The sequence below is a fragment of the Thiomicrorhabdus marina genome (assembly GCF_017571465.1).
GTDB classification, from domain to species: domain Bacteria; phylum Pseudomonadota; class Gammaproteobacteria; order Thiomicrospirales; family Thiomicrospiraceae; genus Thiomicrorhabdus; species Thiomicrorhabdus marina.
Window position 1 is genome coordinate 23,781 of the sequence record NZ_JAGETV010000008.1, and the last position, 18,274, is coordinate 42,054.

Below are 18,274 nucleotides of genomic sequence, written 5' to 3' on the forward strand. Positions count from 1 at the left end.
AAGTTGTCTTAACTTTTATGGCTACGTTCAAGTTTGATGTGTGCTTGCATCAACTCGCCCGGATTAGTTTGTGCTGCCAGCAAAGATAACTCGCCACAGAAAGCGGTCGCCGCGGCAATGCAGGCTAAGCGGCGCGAGTTGGCGCCCGGTTCAACATCTGGGTTGGTGCAACCTAGCAGTTCAAGGTTTTCCAAAACAAAATCCAGACCTTTACCGTTACCGACACTGCCGACAATCAAGTTTGGCAGGGTGGTCGAGAAATACAAGTCACCTTCCGGAGTGACTTCCGCATGGTTAATGGCTTGCGAGCCTTCAACAATATTGGCGGCATCCTGACCGGTGGCAAGGTAGAAACCAAGCAACATATTGGCAACGTGCGCATTGGCAGTACGCAGACCACCGGAAACAATTGAACCGATTAAATCTTTTTTGATATGCAAATCGACCAGCGCTTGCGGGGTGGTTTTCAGGAAGCGTTTACAGAATTTTTCTGGGATAGTGCATTCACAGACCACATATTTACCGCGCCCAAGAATACCGTTTACTGCCGAGACTTTTTTGTCGGTGCAGTAGTTGGCGGAAATCGAGACATATTGCAAATCGTCATATTCGGACAGAATCCATGGAATGATTTTGTCAGCGGCATTGGTTGCCATATTGTGACCGGATGCATCGCCGGTATGGAATTCCAAACGCAAATAAATCAGATTACCGACTACTTGGTGGTGAGTATCAATCAATTTGGCAAAACGACTGGTTTGGCTGACCACCGCTTGAATTTCATCGTGACGCGCTTGAATACTGGCAAGATGCTTGGCTGCGACACCGGCATTTGGTGCTTGCAATAAAATCGAACGAGTCATGCGCTCATCAATCAAGCTGACACGGATGCCGCCGGAATGTTTAGCAACACGCGCACCACGCGCTACTGAAGGCCACAGTGGCGTTTCGTAGGTTGCCATCGGCACCATTAAATCATCGACTTCAACATCGCCGATCAGTTTGAATGGGCCAACCGCCTGCATTGGAATGGAGGCGAACGCTTGGGTAGGGTTTGGAGTCTCATTTTTCATAGAGCGTATTATAAAAGCTGGCTTTGCACTTAGGTGAAAGTTTTTCGCTTGCTCAGCCTTGAAACTTTTCGATTTGCCTATACATTACAAGCAAGCAATTAAGCTGATGAAAATACAAAGGAAAAGCGCATGGCTCTAGCAACAGCTCGTCACATTCTGGTTTCAACCGAAGAACAGTGTAATCAACTTAAACAACAAATTTTAGACGGAGCAGATTTTGCAGACGTAGCGAAAGCGAACTCACAATGTCCTTCTGGTGCTAACGGCGGTGATTTAGGTCAGTTCGGCCCTGGAATGATGGTTCCTGAATTTGATAAGGTTGTATTCAGCGCTGAAGTGGGTTCTGTAGAAGGGCCGGTAAAAACTCAGTTTGGTTACCACCTACTGGAAGTGACTTCTCGTTCTTAATCCGAACGAAAGTCTCTGAACAAGAAAGCCGCAGTTTTTACATTGCGGCTTTTTCGTATCTGGAGAAGGCAACTTATTTCACAATAAAGTGTTTCTCTATCTCAATCTGCGGCGCATAGTGCTGAACCGCTTGGATAAATCGTAGACTGTTTAGTTGTTTACGCGGAACTTGATAGCGGTCGCCATTAGCAAATACGTATAGCCAAACGGTGCGGTTAGCATCAATGCTTTCAGATATTTTCTCAACTTCATTATAAGTCAGAGTGACCTGTTCACAGTTACCGTCGGAAAAGTCAGTTCGCCACGCGATGCCGTTTTCATCTACCTTGAGTTGATATTTCCAACCCGGTTGCTGAAACTGCTGTCCAAAGATAAAACCGACCACCGCGGCCAATACCGCCATAAGCGGAATGCCGACATCGACCAAATTAGGATCAATATCGGTTGCCGTAGCGGTGTAATAACTGCCTAAGCCGAGCGCAATCAAAATCACGACTAAAGAGATTTTAAAGAAAGCGCTACTGATTTTGGTTTGGTACATCGTAGAAATTAACGTGCCGGATCAAAGCTAAATTTCTGGCCACTGATGACCGCTTCATACATCAAACCAGCTTTAACCAATGAGAATACGGCCATACCTTTATAGTATTGGCCTTCCGCAGCCACATAATCGTCACCGGCATTAGCCGTGGCTGAAGTACCTTTGGTTGATGCCTCTGCCGAAGCGCCGGCTTTAATCACGACCGCCGACGCTTGTGCGCCAAACTCAAAACTGCCGCTGGTGAATTCATCATAAGCGCGTTGGTCTTGGAAAAACACAATCTGGCTGATTGCTTGTCCACCAAATTGAAAGCCGACTGTTGCTTGCGTCAAACTGGTCATGCCGGTGAATTGGCCTTGACGGTAAACACGACCTTCACCATAAGCGCCACCAATGAAAAATCCCGCTTTACCAACAATCGGGAAGATTGCATAACCGTAAGCCGTGTCAAAAAATGCCGCCGATTTCGGTGCATTGCGGAAGGCACGAATGGTTTCGGCATAATCTTTGTCAGTGGTCGGTTTGAATAGCTGAGATTCAGAATCGGCTGAAGCATTGTTATCTTCATAAGCCATGGCTGAAGGGGTAACTGCGAAAGAGCAAAGTGCCGCAAGAGCAACACCGGACATCCATTTTTTAAGCATTTTTTCTTTCCTTTCGGGCTATGCATTTATGACAAGGTCATTCTAATACGAAGTTGTCGAGAATTTTTCATGATTTGTATGAAGACTTACTCTAAAAAGTCTGACAAACCTTTATCAAATGAGTAAATTTAAAGCTGAAAAGTTGTTTCGGAATTTCTGGAGGGCTAAGCATGACAACCTTTTTAATTATTCTGGCTGTAGTGGTTGCGATTGTGTTGTATCTGATTGCGATTTATAACCAGCTGGTCAAACTGAAAAACCGCTATCAAAATGCCTTTGCGCAAATTGATGTGCAACTCAAACGCCGTTATGACTTGATTCCGAATCTGATTGAAGTCGCCAAGCAGGCGATGCAGCACGAACGTCAAACCCTGACCGAAGTGATTGAAGCGCGAAATCAAGCGCATGCTATTTTGAGTAAAGCGGCGGCGCATCCGGGTGATGCTTCGGTAATGAAGAGTCTGCAACAGGCCGAAGCGCAGTTGCAGAATGCCATGGGCAGTTTCAATCTATTGGTGGAAGCCTATCCCGATTTGAAAACCAATCAGACCATGATAGAACTCAATGAAGAGCTTTCGTCAACCGAGAACCGCATCGCTTTTGCGCGCCAAGCGTTTAATGATGCGGTGATGTTCTATAACCAATATCGTCAAAGCTTCCCGCAAATTCTGTTTGCCGCCAGCTTTGGGCATCCCGACGATGCGGCTCTGCTGGAATTTGCCGATAAAGAGCAGATTCAACAAGCACCGAAAGTCGCTTTTTAACCTAGCACTATTCGCTGATGGATTTTTTTGAAGCCCAAGACCGAGCGCACCGTAATACACGGTGGTTGGTCTTTTGGTATCTGCTGATTCTGTTTGCGGTGTCAGTGATTGCCTCCTTGGTTTTGATGTTACTGATACCGATGTTCAGCACCGGACATATGGTCATCAGTTCGGATTATTTGCTGCGTAGAGTTTATATTTGGGAGAACTGGCATATCTTCGCCTGTGTCAGCGCCTTTGTGTTTGGCGGTGCGGCGATTAACTCGTGGCTAAAGTCGCGCGAACTCTCAAAAGGGGGCGCGGTGATAGCCGAGCAACTCGGGGCGCGTTTGGTGCCGTTGAATACTCGCAACCCACTCCAAAAACGAGCATTGAATCAGGTGCAAGAGATGGCGATTGCGGCCAATATGCCTGTGCCGCAACTGTACCTAATGGCGGAAGACACTTCGATTAACGCTTTTGCTGCCGGCATGTATCCCTCCGATGCGGTGGTTTGTATTACCCGTGGTGCACTGGAAAGGCTTACTCGCGAGCAGCTACAGGGAGTGGTGGCGCATGAATTCAGTCATATCCTCAATGGTGATATGCGTCTTAATCTGCGTTTGATTGTGTTGCTGCACGGCATTGAGTTCATTGGTTCGGTCGGGCGTTTTATGAGTTCGTCCAGCCGTCGTCGTTATCGCAGTTCCAGTCGTCGAAAGAATAACGGCGGTGCAGCAGTTCTAATCGGATTACTGTTACGCTTGGTTGGATGGCTTGGGCATATTTTTTCGCGTATTCTGCAAGCCAAGATTTCTCGCGAACGTGAATATCTGGCAGATGCTAGCGCGGTGCAATTTACTCGTAATCCCGAATCCATCGGTGGAGCCTTGAAAGTGCTGGCTTATACGCAAGGCCGGTCCTATTTATCGCAAGACAACCTTGATGAAGTGGCGCATCTGTTTTTTGCTCAAGCTTTAGCGCGTATGTTTTCCTGGTATGCGACCCATCCGACGCTGGAAGAGCGTATTCGCCGTATCGAACCAAATTGGGACGGCATGGGGCTAAAAGGCTTGGCGTTGCAGGAAGTGAATAGCCATCTGCCGCAAGAAGAAAGTAAAGCCGGTGAACAGAGCGAACAAGCGAATGTCGATATTGCCGGTATCCAAGTCGAAGAATTACAGAATTTAGCGGTATTGTTACCAGTGCTTCAAGCCGGACAGTCGTTGAGCCAGCGCCAGCAGATGCATGGTCAGGCGCTTTTGGAATCGTTGCATAATCCGCTGGATGCAATGGCAATGGTCTTGGCTGTACTGATGGCAAAACAGCTGCAAGTCACACATGAAAATTACAGCGGTAAGGTTTTGGTCAAACAGCTTTTGGATTCGATGTCATCCGAGCAACAGCACACTTTCGGTACGATTAACGGCTTGGATAAGCTATTGGCGCAGCAGTTGGAACGCTTACAGAGTTTCTCGCATATCAATCGTCTGCTATTAATTGAATTGGCAATGCCTTCGTTAAAACAACTCTCCGAAGCGCAATATCAAACGTTACAAACCTTGATGCAAGGCGTGGCGCAATTTGACGATCAGCTGAGTTTATTTGAAACGGCAATCATCGGTTTATTGGAAAACTATCTTGCAGCCAATTTAGGATTGAAGCCGCAACAAGAAGGCCGTGTTCGTCGTTTTTCCGCTTTTAAACCGGAACTACAAATCCTGTTTTCATATCTATGCCAAGAAGTTGCGCAGAGTATTTTGCCGGAACGCGATTATCAAGCCGCCATACAGCAGTTGGAATTACAGGATTTGCCTATGTTGGATGCTGAAGGGTTTGATGAAAAATCGGTCGAACGTTCGCTAAATCGTCTGAAACGGTTGGCCTGGCAACAGAAAGGCAAACTGTTACAAGTGATGGTCGACTTGGTTGAGCGCGATGGCATTTTGGCAGCCAGCGAGGAAGAGTTGATTTTAGTCATTGCTCTTAGTCTGGAAGCGCCTTTACCGCGATTTTCTCTGCAAGCTCAATTAGATACCTAGTTTGATAAAAATGAACTTATCCACTTAATCACAACTTATCCACAGGTTGATATTGGCTTTCAGTGGATAAGTTTGCTTAATTGCTGACCGATTTTGCAAAGCGCAATGCTTTGTGAATAATGAATCTCACTTTTATTTGTAATTTATCGAATCCTTGTCCGTTAGCTAACTTAGAAAAATATCATGTCTTTATCGAAAAAATTCTTCAGCACTACCTTCAGTAGACCGTTAATTCGCTCTCTGTTATTAAGTACTTTTGTGGTAACGACTGCGCAAGCGCAGATTTTGGAAGCAGTGCCGAGCCAATTGCAAAACGCCGGCAATGTCGAAACGATTCAGCAGCAAGTCTTCAAAGGTGCTTATGCGATGCCGGATAAATTCAGCGCCGAGGTGGTTGAACAGGTCTTTGCCAAAGGCGGTAATGCGATCGATGCCGCCGTGGCGTCAGGATTTATGTTGGCGGTGACTTTTCCAGAAGCCGGTAATCTTGGTGGCGGCGGTTTTATGTCCTTGGCTTTTGGCGAAGGGAAAGCCAAGCAACCGGCATTTTTGGATTATCGGGAAACGGCGCCAAAAGCGGCTTTTAAAGATTTATATCTAGACGACAAGGGCGAAGTGGTGCCTTATAAATCGCTGGTCGGTTATGCGGCGTCCGGCGTGCCGGGGACGGTGATGGGCCTGTGGCAAGCGCATCAAAAATACGGTTCTCTAGGCTGGCAGGAACTTTTGCAACCGGCCATCGATAAGGCGGAAAAAGGTTTTATTGTGCCGGAATCCTTGGTTAAGACCGCTAATTGGTATCAAAATTGGATTGCCGATAAATCTACACAGCCGCTGAATTTTAAAGCCTATTTCGGCAAGTTGCAGGTTGGTAAGAATTTTGTGCAGCCGGAATTAGCGAAAACTTTACAGCGCATTGCTAACCAGGGCGCGCAAGGGTTTTATCAAGGTAAAACCGCGCAGTTGCTGGCTAAGCAATATCAGCAAAATGGCGGCTTAATTACCCTACAAGATTTACAAAATTATCAAGCTAAATGGCGTCAGCCGATTCAAATTGATTGGTTCGATCAGCAGGTTATCTCCGCTCCGCCGCCAAGTTCCGGTGGGATTGCTATTGCCCAATTACTGAAAATGTATCAATTGTTGGAATCGCAATATAAAGACGCCATTGCCGATGCCGAATTGGCTGGCGTGCATAAGGGGGCGATTCAAGCACATTTTTATGCCGAGCTTTCTAAGCGTGTCTTTGCCGACCGTGCCAAACATTTGGGGGACAGTGATTTTTATCAGGTGCCGATTCAACAATTGACTGCAGATAAATATCTGCGTGAAAGAGCTAATCAGGTCAATTTTCGCGAAATTTCCGTGACTGAGAAAATTAAACCGGGCAAATTTGAATCGCCGGAAACCACGCATTTTTCGATTATCGACCGTTACGGTAATGCGGTTTCTAATACTTACACTCTAAATATGCCGTTTGGTAACGGAGTTGTCATAGAAGGAGCCGGTTTTCTGATGAATAATGAGATGGATGATTTTTCGACCAAGCCCGGAGTCGCTAATCTGTTCGGTGTTGTCGGTGGTGAAGCCAATAAGATTGCGCCGCAAAAACGTATGTTGTCGTCGATGTCGCCGACCATCGTGATGCAAGATAATCAGGTGCAAACTGTTCTAGGGTCTCCGGGCGGTTCGACGATTATCAGCTCGGTTTTCCAGACTTTAATTAATCTGTATCGCGAGCAGATGGACGCGCAGCAGGCAGTTAATGCGCCGCGAGTGCATCATCAACTGCTGCCGAAAGATGTGATTGTCTATCACCCCGAGCTTGCTGCGGAAGTTAAAGAAGAGCTGGCGTTAATGGGCTATCAATTGAAACGCAATAATTACCTTGGCGATGTACAGTTAATTTGGCATTCGCCAGACGGTTGGCAGGCGGCAGCTGATAATCGCGGGCGTGGCGTCGCAAAAGTTTTGTCGAAAAGTACAAATTAAATACAAATAGAATTGGGGATCAGATGAAATCACCGCATACAGGGGTCAAGCGTATTATTCATGCGGCAGGTTATTCTTGGAAAGGCTTTAAATCAACGTGGAAGCATGAAGCGGCTTTTCGCCAAGAAGTTATTTTATTTATCTTTCTTGTCCCTTTTGCATTCTGGATTGGCGAAAGCGCTTTTGAGCGTGCAATATTGATTGCGGTCTTGATGATTGTTTTATTGGTCGAGCTTTTAAATACCGCGATTGAATCGACCGTTGACCGGATTGGTGATGATTATCACAAGTTATCCGGTAGGGCGAAAGATCAGGCTTCAGCTGCAGTCTTTCTCTCTTTTTTCATTGCCGGGGTGGTTTGGATCGGATTTATTGTCTCTAAAATAATGGGCGGTTTGTAGGTTCTCTTACAGCCAAACGGCACACAAAAAACGCGGCATCAAGCCGCGTTTTACTTACTTCAACAGACCTTAGTTTTTAACCAACTCTGGATTGTTATCAGGTGTATTGTGCTGATCGGCTTTTTTACCAAGCATCCTTAATAAGGTTGCGTCTTGGAATAGATAGTGGTGTAGAAGTCCTGCTAGAGCATGTACACCGATCAGTAAGTAACCAAATTGACCGATGATTTCATGGCTTTCCTCGAAAATCTCGGCGAGGTCATGATTCGCCGTCACCAACTGCGGTAGTTGGGCGCCCAGAATAATTAGCTCTTTGCCCTCTGCGCTAAGTGTCAGCCAACCAAGTACAGGCATAATAAACATAAAACCGTATAGCACCCAATGCATGATAGTCGCCAATTTAATCTGCATAGGGTCGTTGCTTAAATACGTTGGGGATTTTTGCATTAGTTTGAATGCCAAGCGCACTATGACTAGAGCCAGAATGCTTAAGCCGACGACATGATGAAGGTAATCTGCGAACGCTCTCGCATCGGTACCTTTGTCAAAAAAATCATGCATTTCTATGCTGATGTAAGCGAGAAGAATCAACACGGCCATTAACCAATGCAAACTGATTGAGACGAGGCCGAAACTGTTTTTATCATTTAATACTTTCATCCACAAATCCTTTATTTGCTTGTGATTAAGGGTTAAAGACTATTTGAAACCTTGCTGACAAAAAATAACATCGGGCAAAAGTGGTTTAAAAGTGAGGAACCGAGCTTTTATCTTGGTAATAGACATCTGTCTGTCGAGGTTTTGTGCAATGGTATGCGCAGAGTTTTAAACTTTGGTGATGCATTAGGTTGATAAATGACAGTTTTGTGAAGAGCAGTAACTGAGAAGTGCAACGAAGATTAGAACGCCATAACAGGTATTATGGCGTCGAGTTTGATGGTGGTTTACGCTTTAAGCGCAGCTAGTGCGGCATCAAAATTTGGTTCTTGAACGATTTCAGGAACTTGTTCGCTGTAGATGACTTCACCTTCAGGATTAATCACCACAATGCTGCGAGATAGCAAACCACGGATTGGGCCAGAAGTGATTTCATTACCGTAGGCTTGACCGAAATCTGAACGGAACGCAGAAAGCGGTGTAACGTGTTCCAGACCTTCTGCACTACAGAAACGCCCTAGCGCAAAAGGTAGGTCTTTAGAGATACAAAGCACTTCGGTATTTTCAAGATTATTTAGTTCTGCATTGAAACGAGTGGTTGAATCCGCACAGATGCCTGTGTCGATACTAACAAAAATATTCAGAACAAGGTTTTTACCGGCGAAATCCGCAAGTGATTTTTCGCTCATGTCTGTCCCAACCAAAGTGAAATCCGGTGCCTTGCCAGATGTTGGTAACGTACCCGCTGTTTCGATTGGGTTACCTTCCAGTGTAATTGTTGCCATTCAACATTCCTCTTATTTATTTCGTTTGCGATAAAAGCGCCATTTATCTTAAACAAGTTTTATTGAGCGCGTATAGAAAAAGTATCGGTCGCTTTCAATTTAATCACCGTTGGATTTGGGGTATTGTTTTCATTCAACCACGCCTGTTCAGCCGACAATTGGTCATCATCAATCAGTTTCTTCCAGACACGTTGCGACGCATCCCAACGATAACCGCGACTGCGTAGCTGGTCTTTGATTTCAAACGGCGCGCCGGTCGCTTGAATCAAGGATTTGGCGATACGGATTTTCTTTAGTAAATAATGGAAGGCTGGCATTTTCGCTTCGCCGACCGGTTGTGACAATAATTCAGATAACGCTTGTACATCATCCAAGGCGCGGTGCGCGCCATAGAAGAATTGCCCGACTTTCCAACACAAAAACTCTTGGCTTTTCGAGCCGACATCAGCCAGTTTATCCCAGTCAATCTGCACCACTGAACAGCCCCAGATTTTATTAACGAAGACATCTTGGTAGCGTTCCAGAACAGGGCGGTCAAAACCGGCATTGTGCGCCACACAAAGTTGTACGTTTTGAATATCGTCGACCACTTGATCCCATGGGATTTGCTGCCCCTTAACATCGTCCATGGTTAAGCCAGTTACTTTGGTCACTTCTGGTGTGATTTCACCTTCCGGTTCGTTTAAAAAGTTTTTCGCTTTCACTACGCGATAAAAATGCCCTTGGCTATCAAATTCGATAATCTGATAACCCAATTCGATGATTTCACATTCGGCGGTATTCAACCCCGTGGTTTCGGTATCAATCACGCAGACATGATGAAAACCATCATGCGGTTGCGCCGGATTGAATTGCTCGGTCGCTTTGAGTTTGCGTAAAACTTGATAATCGTCGGATTGGTTTAACATCTGCGCACATTGCGCTAGGGCAGGATTGGTTTCGCTCATGGTGGTTCTTTAGATTTTTAAAATTGTGATGGTCAAAATTGTGGCAGATTGTCTGCGCCTTGGCAAAAACTTCTCATTTCTTTTTCTTTATTTTCTGCCAGTTATGTTTCTGTCGTAACCAAAGTGCAAACAGCATTGCGCTCATGGCGTCTTGCCAGCCGAGGTCAATATTTAATTCCAGTTCAATCTCCATCCACTTGCCGATACGATTGGCGCAACTGATGCGGTTTTCCAGTTTTAGGATTTGCTGTTCGTTTAAAGCGTGACGAATAATTTTCGCCAACTGGCGCGGTACATAACCGACCAGAAAATTCTGTTCAGGTAATCGCAACCACAGTTGAATCGCATTAGCATCAAAACGGTTATCCGGTTCCAATTCAATCGTCAGATGGCGGTGCGCTTCAATCAACTGTAAATCAAATAACTGCTCGGCACTGTAGTAATACAGCCCTTTAATCGGAAAGCGCAGTTTGACTTGCATTAGTGCGTTTCCTTGGTGATAAGCGTTAACTGTTCATCGCTTAATTGAATGGTTTTTTCGATATTCTCAAGCGGACAAATCCAGCGTAATTTATAGGCTGACAGCTGTAAATCCGGCTGTGGATTCAGCGATTCATTGAGAGCTTGGTTACCATGCAAACGGTCGCCGATAATCGGTAAATTCGCCGCCGCCAGATGTTTACGGATTTGATGTTTACGGCCGGTTTCAATATCCACTTCAATCAAGCTGATATTGTGCTGATTCAGCTCGGAATGGGCGAGTAGCTTAAAATGACTCACTGCCGTTTTGCCATCAATCGGCTCTTGGCTCGTCCATTCAGTCGGTTCAGGAACTCCCCAAACCACCGCTAAATAGGTTTTGTGAATCTGCTTTTGTTCAAAAAGATTAGTTAATTGCGCGGCGGCTTTCTTGCTGTGTGCAATCAACATCAAGCCTTCGGTAGCACGGTCTAAACGGTGGATTTGCCAACACTGGCGAGGCTTGCCAAAAATCGTTTCCGAGCGTAATTCAATCCAGCGCGGCAGGCTTTGGAAGTCGGCAAACTTACTGCCTTGCGATATCATGCCTCGAGGTTTAAGCCACACTGAATAATCGCCAAAATTTGCAATTAACTGTGCCGGGTTTTCGGCATAGAGAAGTGGCATGGCATCCAACTGCGGATGAAAATACAGGTCGACTTGTTGATTGTCCGCAAGCTCGCGTTTTAAACGACGTAATCGCTGCGCCTTGTTGATTTTTCCGTTCTGTTGACTCAGCCAAACCGCGCCTTTTTGCGCTAAATCTTTTAATTTCGCTTTGCTAAAACCGCTTTCGGTAGCCAATAAGTCCATGGCATTTCGATTAGTTTCCGTAGCTTGGACAGTAAAGTGCTGAGTGCTTTGTTGCGCCTGCTGAACGCTATCGCCAGCTGAGGTCTTTTGCGTGTTTAACTCTTCTTTTGGCAGGCTCATCGGTTACTATAATGTCCAATTATTGATTCGTTTCATCGTGGTTTTTAGGAGTTCAATGTCGCATTTTGCCAGAAAGCTTAAGCAAAGCCTATCGCGACGCCCAAAACCGCAGAGTTGGCCGTTGTCGATAAATGGCTCAATACAAAAGATTCCGATTAAATACACGCGCCGCACAGGTTCTCTTGCGTTAAAACATCTTGTCGAAGGCTGGTGTCTGTATTGTCCGGAAAAAGCGTCCTTGAAAAAGGTCGAGCAGATGCTTACGCAGTCACAAGCCGATTTTGAACGTTTTATCGAGCAGCATTCGCCAGCTATTCAGGCAAAGCAACAGCAAGCAACAAAGCAGCGACAAGGTTTGGAATTTTCTTGGCTCGGTGAGAAACGCCTGATTGATGGAGCGTTGGAACAATTGGAACCGCAATTGATTAAAGAAGCGGAAGACTATCTGCTTCCTAAAGTCAGGTTCTATGCCAAGCAGATGCAACTTAGCCCGAAACAAATCAAAGTCAAAAACTATAAATCCTGCTGGGGAAATTGCTACCACCAACGCGGACTGGTGCAATTCAACTGGAAACTGCTGCAAGCACCGGAATGGGTGGTCGATTATGTGATAGTCCACGAACTTGCCCATCTCGTTCACCCCAACCACTCACGAGATTTTTGGAGTCTGGTGCAACAGCATTATCCTGAAACTCCGAACGCCAAGGTTTATCTGCAACAAAGTGGCAATCAAATGATGCAGTTTTTAGCGAAGTAAGGTGAAAGCATAGTGCTGAACCTGAACCACTGAGCAATCAGGCTCAGCGTTCAGATGGGGGATAGGCATTTAGATGATAGAGAGCTTACTCGTCGTCGAAATCGTCATCAAAGTCATCGTTAGCATCTTGATACGTTTCTGGTCGCTTGCTGCGAGTTGCTGGCTGAGCGATGACTTCAAGATAAAAGCTCGTCAGATTGTCGGCTAACGACTTATCGATATACTTATTGATTTCCGCTTCGTGAATTTCTATGCAGTCATCCGCTGTGGCACCGTATTTACATTTAAACGCCCAGAAATCCGCATCTGCCGGTAAGGCAAGACGGCGCTCGCGTTTGATGTATTTTTTAACTTCATGCTTAATGGCATCGGTTAAACGCGCCGGTTGAATTTTTTCGTGTGTGAGTTGGAAAGTCTTTTTCATGATGCTCTCTAGATTGAGTTGAGAGGGGATTATAGAGCAGTTTCTATCATCCTCGTCAGCGTTAAATTAGTTGCGCGGTAAAAAATTAGGAGTTGCGTTATTAGAAGCACTGGCGCACTCTCGAAATTCATGATAGCCAGCGAATGAAAATTTTGAGTTCCTAAGTTTTTGTTTTTACAATTCTTTCTAAATTAGAATGCTAGAATAAACCTGTTAAAAGATTTTTAAGAGGGCTTTTAAATGTCTGTTGTAATCACGCACCCCATTCTCAGTAATATCAGTGCCGGGATTTCTGAGTTAAAGAAAAACCCGATGGCTGTTCTGCAACAAGGAGAGGGCTTTCCTGTTGCAATCCTGAATCGAAACCAACCTGTCTTTTATGCCGTTCCTGCTGACGCTTATGAACAATTAATGGAGCGTTTAGAGGACTTAGAGTTAGCCGCATTGGTTAGAGAGCGTGAGAATCAAGCTGAAGTCGAAGTTGATATTGATGCCATATAAACTGACCTTCAAAGAAGATGCTTTGAAAGAGTGGAAAAAGCTCGATAAAACGGTCAAAGAAGTCTTTCGCAAAAAGCTCAAAGAGAGTCTTCAAAACCCACACATTGAATCGGCAAAATTAAGCGGTTTGCAGGATTGTTATAAAATCAAACTGCGTAGCGTCGGCTATCGTCTAGTTTATCAAGTTCGCGAAAATGAGCTGGTTGTATCCGTCATAGCGGTTGGAAAACGAGACCGTAATCAGGTCTATAAAACGGCGAAATCGAGAGTTTAAACTGCTTTTCCCTCCTTATTTTTTCTAAGGAAGAGCAGAACAAGTCCAAATGACTTCAGGCAAAGTAAAATTTAGGCTAAGCAAGACGTTGTTTGCCGTCATGTTTAGACCTGACAAAAACGGACAACACCGCTTAGCCAAATTTCTCGACTTACCCCTTCGGGCGTCGAGTTCTTCTTAAATCTACCTTTGCTCTATATGCCAATGCATTAATTTATATAATTAAATAACCTTTTATATCGCTGGAATAGTTAACTTTTTTGGATTTGTTTCTTGTCTTTAGGTACTATAGTTTTTTTGAAAAAAATGGTCAGTGAAAAGCTAAGCGTTAAGAACAGTTTTTCTTGTAATAGAGTATAGACTGTCAAATTGACTACCTTTTCATCTAAATCGGTAAAAGATGCCCGATTATCTATTCAAGAGAGTGTATCAAGGCAAAAGTGCCTGATACTAAATGTTAAATGCCTAAGGAGAAATAGTGCAATATCTGAAAGCTTTTGCTTCCATGTTATGGAAAATATTCCCACACTTTATTCTGATTGTTTCGGGTGTCTTTCTTTGGTGGTATCTGAATGGGCTGGCAAGTAGTTCATCTAAAATAGTCGACTCTTTGGCAGGTGGTATTGTTAGTGGTTTAATAACTGCCCTTCTATTATTTGTATTTGCCATTTTGTGGCGTAAAAACATCGAACCTTGGTTTGAAAATCTCTTATATCAAGATGTTTGCATTGAAGGTGAGTGGTCGGGAATACTGATCCCTTACTTAGGTCTAGAAGACTTGGATCGCGCAGCCAAAAGAGCAGCCTGGCGTCGATTTCAAGAAAAGTTGCGAACTGAGAGAAAGGCTGATCGTGGAGAACCCATTCCCTCATCTTCCGTAGCAGATCAAAGTGGAGAAAAAGAGGTTAGTGCTGAGCTAATTTTACATAACGATCAAGATAGTAAGCCTGAAGCTGATGAAAAAGAAAAGCATATAAAAATAGCCATTGGGTCAGTGCCGATTATTGTTCGTGTAGAACTCGTTAGGGTTGGCCACAAGATAAGCGGGCGAATTATTGAAATTGGTGGGGCCAGTAAAGTTCATACATACAATATTGGTGGTAGTTTTAAAAATCTTATCTTGTCTGGATGTTATGAAACATGTAATAGAGATCACATTGATCGAGGGGCACTTTCTTTGATGTTAACTAATAACGGGAAAGTGCTTGAAGGGTTCTTCTCTTCATACAGCGACGGCCAACACAAAATCGTCCCAATGCAATGTGTGCTAAAGAAGAAAAACCAACTGGCAGATGAGTCAAACGGCATTTAACAAGCAGCTGCAGCGGATCAATTAACGCTGCGCTTCAATTGCCCGCTGAGCTGGGCGTTAGAGCCGACCGCAGGGCGGTCGACTCTAACGGGGTGGCGCTAATAGATTCCCTTGTCAGACCGCCTGCGGCAGTCTAACAATGCAACCAACCTGACGTGTTTCACTCCCGAAAAATTAAAATTTTCCGTGCGCGAAACCACGCAGGTTATCGCCACCCCGTTAGAGCTATTTTGCATCATACAATTAAAGGAGTCCATTCGATGGATGGAGTAACTAAGAAAAAATTCCAATATTTAGAAGCGAGGTTTGGTGACACTCCTACTTTTACGTTCACAATGAAGGTAAAAGATTTGATGTCTATATATTACGTAGCAGTACGAGGGATTGATAAAGTTGATGGCGCGGTACAACGTGTTCTCAATAAGAGAAGAATAAGCGATATTAAGGAGTTTATTTTAGGCGGTCATACCTTTTTTAATTCATTTATTCTTAATTGGACGGACGAAAACTACGCGCCAACGTTTAACGATGGCCTGATCGAGCTACCGATTATGAATTCAAGTGCGCAAGTAATTGATGGTCAACATCGTATTGCTGGGTTTGAGGCGGCAATGGAAGATGATGAATCCGTTGGTGAAAGAGATATTATTATTACTCTCTGTATGAATCTAAGCACTCAGAAAGCTGCTGAGATTTTTCTCAATATCAACACGGAACAGAAGCCTGTACCTAAAAGTCTTATGTATGATCTATTCGGAGAGGTCATAGATGATGAAAGCCACGCTGTTAATAGATCTACCGATATTGCTCGGCACCTAAACGATGATCCTGAATCACCTCTATATAAATTGATAAAGTTTCCTGGCTCACCTCGTGGTGTAGGAAGCATTGAATTGTCGACATTTGTTTCTTCGATTAAAGAGCATCTTAAGCCTGGAGGAACGTTCGGCGTATATAAACTAACCACTCTTGATCATCAACGTGTCGTTATTACCAACTTTTTTAAAAGCGTTAAATCATTTTATAGCGAACAGAAACTTTGGACATCTAAAACGAAAAACCCTTTCTTAAAAGCAGCCGGATTTAATGGCGCTATTGACTTTTTAACTGGCTCTTTGATTCAGCGTTGTGCAGAAAAAGGCTCTTTTTCGGTGGATACAATGAACAAGGTTATCTCGTTTGAATCCGAAGACATTTTGACGTGGGATGATTTGAAGGGGTTGGACGGAAAAACAAGCCGGAAAAAAGTGAAAGATGCACTTGAAGCAAATCTGTTGAAATCTTTGCCAGCACAGGATCAGTATGAATTTTAAGCGGTTCCGAGTGCAGTCAGCAATTGAGCTAGAAATAGGATGCACAGATTTAACGAAATGGAATTCCTATCTACAAAAATTTAAAGATTATAAAGTAATTGATTCTAATCGAGAGATCTTATTATCGGAACTAAGAAAGGACTCTGCGGATATATATTTCAAAGCTATTTTAAGTTTAGCAGAGGCAATCAATGGTTTGTGTGAAGGTCGCCATTCTTGGTCGGCAATAAAACTATATTACGCCGTTTTCTTCTTCTTAAGATGTTCGCTTGCCACCGATAAATATGCATTCCTCAAGAATAAAGGTATATACACTCTCAAGCTTGTTAATAACGAGTCCCCTGAGCGGAGAGATCTGGGAAATTATCAAGGAGAAAGAATCAGTGGAGATCATAAAACCACCATTGTGACATACATTAACCTTTTCAGAGATTCCGATATACTTCAATCCAACACTGTAGATGGAAAAAATATATACGAGTGGCTAATGGAGCTAAGAAATCAGATAAATTATCGAGAAAGAGAATTTACAGAGCCTGTTAATAAATACTTTTTTGATAGTGTCTTTGATAAAAACAAAATTAAAAGACAAATCGAAATTTATTTAAATGATGATGCTCACGTATATTGTTTTGATAAAGATCACTGTAGTCTTGCCGCGCCACTGAAGCTGGCCTTGGCTGTTAGAAATCAGCTGTCTAGCTTTATTGACTTTGAACCTATCTCTAGAGATAAACAAGCAGAGATAGAAAAATTGATTAAAGGTTCCCAGCTGAATCAAAGCCAAATATTCAAGTCTTTATATGATTTTGGTCGGCGCTAACAATGCAATCAACCTGACGTGTTTCACACCCGAAAAATTAAAATTTTCCGTGCGCGAAGCCACGCAGGTTATCGCCCCCCCATTAAGCACCACAAGGAATATCATGGCTGTATCACCAAAAACACGAATACAAGTATGGGGTGAATCTGCTGCAAGGTGTGCGCACTGCAAGGAGCAGCTAATTTATTCTGAAGATTCTGGCATTCATGAATCCTTAGTAGGTGAGGTTTGCCATATATTCGCTCAAGGGAAAAAAGGACCAAGAGCAAATCCAAATATCCCTCTAGAAGAGTTGGATTTGCCAAATAACCTTTTATTGCTATGTAGAAAACATCACAAATACGTCGATGATCACCCAGAGCTATTTCCAGCTGAACGGCTTGCTGAAATAAAAATCAAGCATATTGACTGGATTGTTCGTCAGTTATCTATTTCAAAGTCATGGGACTGTAATCTTGCAAGCTTGCACTACTTAAATATCCCAAGACTGACCATTCTCTCTGCAATGTCAGAGGAAATGGTAACTTATGATATTGATACAAGCAGAGGGCTTCACTGCTTGGGAGAAAAGCTTCTAGGCGTTATGCTTGCTTATCAAGGTTTGCTTGAACGAATGCATCCTCTAGTTATTGAGATGCCAGACTTCTCAGACCCATGCGAAGAACAGATTGGTATGCTCTTTAAATTTAACGACCGCTTCCGCACCAAAAATGCCCCCTGGCCTGACAGAACGATTGACTACTCGAACTATTTGAAAGGTGATGTCACAAAAGACCCTCAGGTTTACAAAAAATTTGGAAATTGGAAGCTGATAATGATAGTTGATCCGATGTGGATTACTACATCAACTGCATTTTGCGATTTTTCGCCCTCTGGAGGACAAAATAAATTCTCTGGCTTAGCCATGGTTAAATCTATCGACTATGACGGGCATATCATCACAGCAACACCTTTAGTTATGGGAATACCGAAATCTCCATTGCACGATATTTTCAATATGGACAATAACAGAATACCAAGAAGCATAGATGTATAGCAGACCTAACAAATCATCAACTTCGCGCCTACGGCGCCGGAAAAGAGGACGCTACCCTTTTTTAAATATTGGGTATAGGCTCGATTGCTTTTACGTTTATGCAGAGTATCGCAATAAACGAGGGATTTCTTGCCTAGCCAAAACCACAA

At 43.9% G+C, this 18,274-nt stretch carries 21 protein-coding genes; 12 read left to right on the forward strand and 9 right to left on the reverse strand.

Annotated elements, in window-relative coordinates; genetic code table 11:
* Window positions 1-8: 8 nt before the first annotated feature.
* Complete coding sequence (locus J3998_RS06270) at window positions 9-1,073, reverse strand: hydroxymethylglutaryl-CoA reductase (protein ID WP_208148700.1); 1,065 nt, start codon at window positions 1,071-1,073, stop codon at window positions 9-11.
* A 129-nt stretch (window positions 1,074-1,202) separates the two neighbouring features.
* Between J3998_RS06270 and J3998_RS06275 the strand changes: the two genes are divergently transcribed.
* A complete protein-coding gene (locus J3998_RS06275) occupies window positions 1,203-1,481 on the forward strand; it encodes a peptidylprolyl isomerase (RefSeq protein ID WP_208148702.1) in 279 nt (92 codons plus the stop codon).
* A 73-nt stretch (window positions 1,482-1,554) separates the two neighbouring features.
* On the opposite strand, the gene J3998_RS06280 is transcribed toward J3998_RS06275, so the two are convergent.
* Together J3998_RS06280 and J3998_RS06285 are read right to left on the reverse strand one after the other, a co-directional pair.
* Window positions 1,555-2,022, reverse strand: a complete 468-nt coding sequence (locus J3998_RS06280; protein WP_208148712.1) for a hypothetical protein — start codon at window positions 2,020-2,022, stop codon at window positions 1,555-1,557.
* An 8-nt stretch (window positions 2,023-2,030) separates the two neighbouring features.
* The gene (locus J3998_RS06285; protein WP_243750627.1) at window positions 2,031-2,666 is read right to left on the reverse strand and encodes a lipid-binding SYLF domain-containing protein; all 636 of its coding nucleotides are present in this window, start codon (window positions 2,664-2,666) and stop codon (window positions 2,031-2,033) included.
* A gap of 170 nt (window positions 2,667-2,836) precedes the next feature.
* Between J3998_RS06285 and J3998_RS06290 the strand changes: the two genes are divergently transcribed.
* The 4 genes from J3998_RS06290 (at window position 2,837) to J3998_RS06305 (ending at window position 7,844) form a co-directional block, all read left to right on the forward strand.
* On the forward strand, window positions 2,837-3,430 hold the full coding sequence (locus tag J3998_RS06290) for a LemA family protein (RefSeq protein ID WP_208148714.1): 594 nt from the start codon (window positions 2,837-2,839) through the stop codon (window positions 3,428-3,430).
* Between the two features lie 17 nt (window positions 3,431-3,447).
* The gene (locus J3998_RS06295; protein WP_208148717.1) at window positions 3,448-5,451 is read left to right on the forward strand and encodes a M48 family metallopeptidase; all 2,004 of its coding nucleotides are present in this window, start codon (window positions 3,448-3,450) and stop codon (window positions 5,449-5,451) included.
* Window positions 5,452-5,634: 183 nt separating this feature from the next.
* Window positions 5,635-7,443 (forward strand): gamma-glutamyltransferase, encoded by a 1,809-nt coding sequence (ggt, locus tag J3998_RS06300; protein ID WP_208148719.1) that lies wholly within the window; start codon window positions 5,635-5,637, stop codon window positions 7,441-7,443.
* A gap of 23 nt (window positions 7,444-7,466) precedes the next feature.
* Entirely contained in the window at window positions 7,467-7,844 is a 378-nt protein-coding gene (locus J3998_RS06305) for a diacylglycerol kinase (protein ID WP_208148721.1), read from the forward strand.
* Window positions 7,845-7,913: 69 nt separating this feature from the next.
* On the opposite strand, the gene J3998_RS06310 is transcribed toward J3998_RS06305, so the two are convergent.
* From J3998_RS06310 to J3998_RS06330, 5 genes are all read right to left on the reverse strand, one after another.
* Window positions 7,914-8,504: a cytochrome b gene (locus J3998_RS06310; protein WP_208148723.1), complete on the reverse strand. Its 591-nt coding sequence runs from the start codon at window positions 8,502-8,504 to the stop codon at window positions 7,914-7,916.
* Window positions 8,505-8,788: 284 nt separating this feature from the next.
* Window positions 8,789-9,286, reverse strand: coding sequence for a thiol peroxidase (tpx, locus tag J3998_RS06315; protein WP_208148725.1), 498 nt, complete (start codon window positions 9,284-9,286; stop codon window positions 8,789-8,791).
* Window positions 9,287-9,345: 59 nt separating this feature from the next.
* Window positions 9,346-10,233 (reverse strand): 3'-5' exonuclease, encoded by an 888-nt coding sequence (locus J3998_RS06320; RefSeq protein WP_208148727.1) that lies wholly within the window; start codon window positions 10,231-10,233, stop codon window positions 9,346-9,348.
* 73 nt (window positions 10,234-10,306) lie between these two features.
* Entirely contained in the window at window positions 10,307-10,714 is a 408-nt protein-coding gene (locus tag J3998_RS06325) for an HIRAN domain-containing protein (RefSeq protein ID WP_208148729.1), read from the reverse strand.
* On the reverse strand, window positions 10,714-11,685 hold the full coding sequence (locus J3998_RS06330; protein WP_208148731.1) for an RluA family pseudouridine synthase: 972 nt from the start codon (window positions 11,683-11,685) through the stop codon (window positions 10,714-10,716). The genes J3998_RS06325 and J3998_RS06330 overlap by 1 nt, the downstream gene beginning before the upstream one ends.
* 55 nt (window positions 11,686-11,740) lie before the next feature.
* On the opposite strand from J3998_RS06330, the gene J3998_RS06335 reads away from it, so the two are divergent.
* Entirely contained in the window at window positions 11,741-12,442 is a 702-nt protein-coding gene (locus J3998_RS06335; RefSeq protein WP_208148732.1) for a M48 metallopeptidase family protein, read from the forward strand.
* An 85-nt stretch (window positions 12,443-12,527) separates the two neighbouring features.
* Here the strand turns inward: J3998_RS06335 and J3998_RS06340 are convergent, their stop codons facing one another.
* Entirely contained in the window at window positions 12,528-12,866 is a 339-nt protein-coding gene (locus J3998_RS06340; protein WP_208148734.1) for a DUF6172 family protein, read from the reverse strand.
* Between the two features lie 240 nt (window positions 12,867-13,106).
* Between J3998_RS06340 and J3998_RS06345 the strand changes: the two genes are divergently transcribed.
* From J3998_RS06345 to J3998_RS06370, 6 genes are all read left to right on the forward strand, one after another.
* Window positions 13,107-13,367: a type II toxin-antitoxin system Phd/YefM family antitoxin gene (locus J3998_RS06345; protein WP_243750628.1), complete on the forward strand. Its 261-nt coding sequence runs from the start codon at window positions 13,107-13,109 to the stop codon at window positions 13,365-13,367.
* On the forward strand, window positions 13,357-13,641 hold the full coding sequence (locus J3998_RS06350; protein WP_208148736.1) for a type II toxin-antitoxin system RelE family toxin: 285 nt from the start codon (window positions 13,357-13,359) through the stop codon (window positions 13,639-13,641). The genes J3998_RS06345 and J3998_RS06350 overlap by 11 nt, the downstream gene beginning before the upstream one ends.
* A gap of 478 nt (window positions 13,642-14,119) precedes the next feature.
* Window positions 14,120-14,953 (forward strand): MDR/zinc-dependent alcohol dehydrogenase-like family protein, encoded by an 834-nt coding sequence (locus J3998_RS06355; RefSeq protein ID WP_208148738.1) that lies wholly within the window; start codon window positions 14,120-14,122, stop codon window positions 14,951-14,953.
* A 260-nt stretch (window positions 14,954-15,213) separates the two neighbouring features.
* Window positions 15,214-16,266, forward strand: a complete 1,053-nt coding sequence (locus J3998_RS06360) for a DGQHR domain-containing protein (RefSeq protein WP_208148739.1) — start codon at window positions 15,214-15,216, stop codon at window positions 16,264-16,266.
* A 10-nt stretch (window positions 16,267-16,276) separates the two neighbouring features.
* Window positions 16,277-17,089: a hypothetical protein gene (locus J3998_RS06365; protein ID WP_208148741.1), complete on the forward strand. Its 813-nt coding sequence runs from the start codon at window positions 16,277-16,279 to the stop codon at window positions 17,087-17,089.
* A gap of 103 nt (window positions 17,090-17,192) precedes the next feature.
* Window positions 17,193-18,125 carry an HNH endonuclease gene (locus tag J3998_RS06370; protein ID WP_208148743.1) on the forward strand — a complete coding sequence of 311 codons (933 nt, stop codon included), beginning with the start codon at window positions 17,193-17,195 and terminating at the stop codon, window positions 18,123-18,125.
* The last annotated feature ends 149 nt before the right edge of the window (window positions 18,126-18,274 follow it).